The following is a 3905-nucleotide window of genomic DNA, read 5'->3' on the forward strand; positions in this document are numbered from 1 at the left end:
ACCGCGGTGCAGTTCGGTGCAGCGGCGGGGCTGGCGACGGTGGCGCTGACGGTGGCGGCCCAGGGCTGGCTGGCCGGCGAAAGGGAGTTGGGCTATCAATTGCAGGGGCGCTGGGGCCTGGACCTGCCAGATGGCGAACTGGCCGGGCTGCTTTCGGGTGCCGAGCAGACCGTGGCGCCTGGGCCGGACCTGCTGCTGGCGTCCTTGGCACGTTTACCGGGGGTGGTGCGGGTGACCAGCAGTTCGGATCTGCCCGGGCGCAACCAGCTCGGTTTTTCGGGCGAGTTCCAGCGGCCAGGAGGTCGGGTGGTGGCGATGCGCATTGCGAGCCGCATCGGCCCGGGATTCTTCGAGACCTATGGCGTGCCGCTGCTGGCGGGGCGTCTCTCTGCGGACCATCGTGTCGAGGCGCAGAGCGGCGCGGTGGTGCTGGACCGCAGCGCCGTGGCCGCGCTGGGATTTGCCAGCCCCGAGGCGGCCATTGGCCAGGTGCTGCAATCGGCGCTCAGGCAAGGCTCGCCTGCAAAAACGGTGGCGGCGGTGGTGCCCGATCTTCGATTGGAGAGCGCACGCGAGCCGCATGTGCCCACCTTGTTCGATCTGACTGCGCTGCGGCAAGCTGCGCTCACGCTGTGGACGCGCGATGCCGCAGCCACCCGTCAGGCGCTGCCCGCCTGGGTGGCGCAATGGGTGCCGGAGGAAACCGTCGTGGCCTCGCCCGTGGCCGAGCAACTGGCCGTGCAGTACCGGGATGATCGGCGCATGGCAGGCCTGATTGCAGTGGCGGGCCTGGTGGCCTTGCTGATGGCCGGTGTGGGCCTGTATGCGATGGCAGCGCACACCCTGAGGATGAAGCAGCGCGAGATCGTGCTGCGCAAGCTGCATGGCGCCGGACGCCGGGATGTGGCACTTCTGTTGCTGAGGGAGTTTGCCGGGGCTGCTGCGGCCGGCGTTGTGGTGGGCCTGCCGTTGGCCTGGTGGGCCGGCGAGTGGTACCTGAGCCAGTTCGCGGTGCGTGTGCCGCTGGGGGCATGGCCCATGCTGCTGGCTTGCCTGATCCTCACGTTGGTGGCGGGGCTGGCGGTGACCCGGCATCTGCTGGCCGCTTTTCGCCTGCGGCCTGCGCAGGCCCTTGCAATCGAGCCGGCATGACCGCGGCGGAACTGCGCACTGCCGGCGGCCCGCAGAGCGGCGCGGCCATGGACCGGGTCGTGCCGATCAGCCAGCACTTGCGCTGGCTGCGGCGGCTGGCTGCGCTTTGCATGGCGTTGCTGGTGCTCTGGGGCGCCAGTTGGCTGTGGCAAGCGCGCAGCCCCGGCGTGTCCGTGAGGCTTGCGGACGTGGACCTGGGCTTGGTGGCGAACGGCACCTTCCATGATGAGCTGAGCCTCAGTGCGACGGTGGCGCCTCAGCAGTCGGTGATGCTGGACACGACGGAGGGCGGGCGGGTGGATGCGGTGCTGGTGGCTGATGGGACACGGGTCAGGCGCGGCGATGAACTGCTGCGCCTGTCAAACCCACAGAGGGAGCTGGAACTGATGGCCCGATCGGCCGAGGTGGCGCAGCAATTGGCCAATCTGTCCGGCTTGAGGGCGCAATGGGTGGCCAGCCATGCGTTGTTGCAGCGAGAGCTTCAGCAGCGCAGCTTCGAGCTGGTGCGCCAGGAGAAAGCGCATGCGCGGACGGTGGATCTGGCCCGGCAAGGTTTTGTCTCGGCCGCTGCGGCGGAGGATTCGGCCGATCAACTGGCGCAACTGCGAACAATGCTGGCGCAGCAACAGGCCGACAGCGAGGCCGAAGAGCGAACCCGCAGCCAGTCGGTGACCGAGATGGCGCGGGCGGTGGAAGGCTTGAGTCGGCGGCTGCAGCTGATGCGGGACGACGGTGCCCTGGCGCTGCGTGCGCCTGCGGATGGCCGTTTGACAGGCTTTGCTCCCCAGGTGGGCGCCACCATGAAGGCCGGCGACCGCTTGGGGCGAATCGACAGCGCCGACCGGTTCCTGCTGTCGGCGGCCGTCGACGAGTTCTATCTGGGCCGGGTGGCAGTGGGCCTGGCGGCCCAGGTCGAAATGGGCGAGCGCCGTTGGCCGATGCAGGTGGCACGCATCGACCCACAGGTGCAAAACGGGCGCTTTCGTGTCGAGCTGCAGTTCGACGCCAGCGTGCCCGCAGCCATGCAAGCCCAGCTGTCCGCCGGCCAGACCCTGGCCGCCTCCGTGCGCCTGGGGCGACCCGCCCCTGCCCTGCTGTTGCCCGATGGTGCTTTTTATGCGGACACGGGCGGCGCCTGGGTGTTTGTCGTGGACGCCGAAGGCGCACAAGCCGAGCGCCGCGCAGTGCGGCTGGGCCGCCGGGCCGCCGGCCAGATCGAGGTGCTGGCGGGCTTGGCGCCTGGCGAGCGCGTCCTCACTTCCAGCTATCGGGCGTTTGCCACCGCGCAGGCGCTGAGGCTGCAGCGCTGATCCATCAATTGCAAGGACTTCACGATGTTCAAAATGAGCCAACTGAGCAAGGTCTACCGGAGTGGGGAGGTGCAGACGACGGCACTGGACCACATCGACCTGGAGATCGATGCGGGTGAATACCTGGCCATCACCGGGCCTTCAGGCTGCGGCAAGTCCACACTGCTGGGCCTGCTGGGCTTGCTGGATGTGCCCAGCAGCGGCCACTACTGGTTCGACGGCGAGGATGTGGCAGGCTGGTCCGAGCGGGCGCTGCACAAGCTGCGCCGAGGTCGCATCGGATTCGTGTTCCAGAGCTTCAATCTGCTGGACGATTTGACCGTGGCCGAGAACATCGGCCTTGCACTGGCGTATGGCGAACTTGCGTCGCGCGAGCGCACGCTGCGGGTGGGCGAGGCAATGGAGCGCCTGGGGGTGAGCCATCGCGCTGGCCATCGCCCGAGCCAGCTCTCCGGCGGTCAGCAGCAGCGGGTCGCGATCGCGCGCGCCATCGTCTCGCGGCCCGCGCTGTTGCTGGCCGACGAGCCGACGGGCAACCTTGACAGCGCGCATGGCGAGGAGGTGATGCGGCTGCTGCGCGAGCTGAACGCCGAGGGCACGACGCTGGTGATGGTCACCCACTCGCCGTTCCACGCGGCGCAGGCGTCGCGCGTGTTGCGGCTGCTGGATGGTCGGGTGCTGGTGGATGCCGCCGTGGTGGCCTGACCCGCGCGGTTGCGCGGCCTACTGACGGGAGCGCGTACCCAGGTAGCGCTTGCGCCAGAAGAACAGCCCCAGGCCGATGCCGATGCCCAGCATCACGGCCACGGCGATCCAGAAGCCGTCCTGTTTGTGGATCAGCGGCAGCCACTCGAAGTTCATGCCGAAGATGCCGGTGATCAGGTTCAGCGGCAGGAAGATCGCAGTCAGCACGGTCAGCGTGCGCATGATGTCGTTGGTGCGCTGGCCCAGGGCCGAGAAGTGCATCTGCACCGCGGCTTCGGCCGATTGCTCCAGCCGGCGCACATGGCTCAGCACGCGCTCGATGTGCTCGAGCACGTCACGCGAGCGCACCCGCAACAGCTCGCGCTCGCGCCGCTCTGCGACCGAAGCGGCCTCCGGCCATTCGTCCAGCGCGTCTATCCATTCCTGGATCGCGCTGCGCTGGTCCTCGCAGGTGTCTTCCAGCAGGTGCAGTGCCTCGCGTGAGCTGAGGATGAGCTGCCAGTCGGCAAAGCGGCTGTTGGCCTTCAGCAGCTCGGCCTGCAGCGTGCCGAGGTGGCGGGTGAGCAGGCGGCGCAGCTCCAGGTAGCTGTCCACCATGTAGTTCACCATGCGCAGCATCAGGTCGGCCGGGCTGGTGGGCAGGCGCGCCGAGCCGCGCAGGTCGGACTCGCGGGAATGCTGCTGCAGCCGCTGGGCGAAGTATTCGCGCACCATGCAGTCGGCGGGGTGAACGGTGAT

4 protein-coding genes are annotated in these 3905 nt (G+C 68.6%); 3 read left to right on the plus strand and 1 reads right to left on the minus strand.

Annotation, left to right across the window (positions count from 1 at the left end; all coding sequences use genetic code 11):
- From FKP22_RS23520 to FKP22_RS23530, 3 genes are all read left to right on the plus strand, one after another.
- Positions 1–1152 (plus strand): FtsX-like permease family protein (locus FKP22_RS23520; protein WP_141290099.1); only part of this gene is annotated, 1152 nt, incomplete at its 5' end.
- On the plus strand, positions 1149–2462 hold the full coding sequence (locus FKP22_RS23525; RefSeq protein WP_170201037.1) for an efflux RND transporter periplasmic adaptor subunit: 1314 nt from the start codon (positions 1149–1151) through the stop codon (positions 2460–2462). The genes FKP22_RS23520 and FKP22_RS23525, both read left to right, overlap by 4 nt.
- A 24-nt stretch (positions 2463–2486) precedes the next feature.
- On the plus strand, positions 2487–3167 hold the full coding sequence (locus tag FKP22_RS23530) for an ABC transporter ATP-binding protein (protein ID WP_141290101.1): 681 nt from the start codon (positions 2487–2489) through the stop codon (positions 3165–3167).
- An 18-nt stretch (positions 3168–3185) separates the two neighbouring features.
- Here FKP22_RS23530 and FKP22_RS23535 read toward each other — a convergent pair.
- The coding region (locus FKP22_RS23535) for a CorA family divalent cation transporter (protein WP_141290102.1) at positions 3186–3905 on the minus strand (720 nt) is incomplete at its 5' end.

This window comes from Ideonella azotifigens (assembly GCF_006519715.1).
Classification (GTDB): Bacteria; Pseudomonadota; Gammaproteobacteria; order Burkholderiales; family Burkholderiaceae_C; genus Ideonella; species Ideonella azotifigens.

What these genes read in the sequence shown, in the direction of transcription:
- FKP22_RS23525 (WP_170201037.1), top strand. Translation starts at nt 1,149, where the DNA reads ATGACCGCGGCGGAACTGCGCACTGCCGGCGGCCCGCAGAGCGGCGCG.
- FKP22_RS23530 (WP_141290101.1), top strand. Translation starts at nt 2,487, where the DNA reads ATGTTCAAAATGAGCCAACTGAGCAAGGTCTACCGGAGTGGGGAGGTG.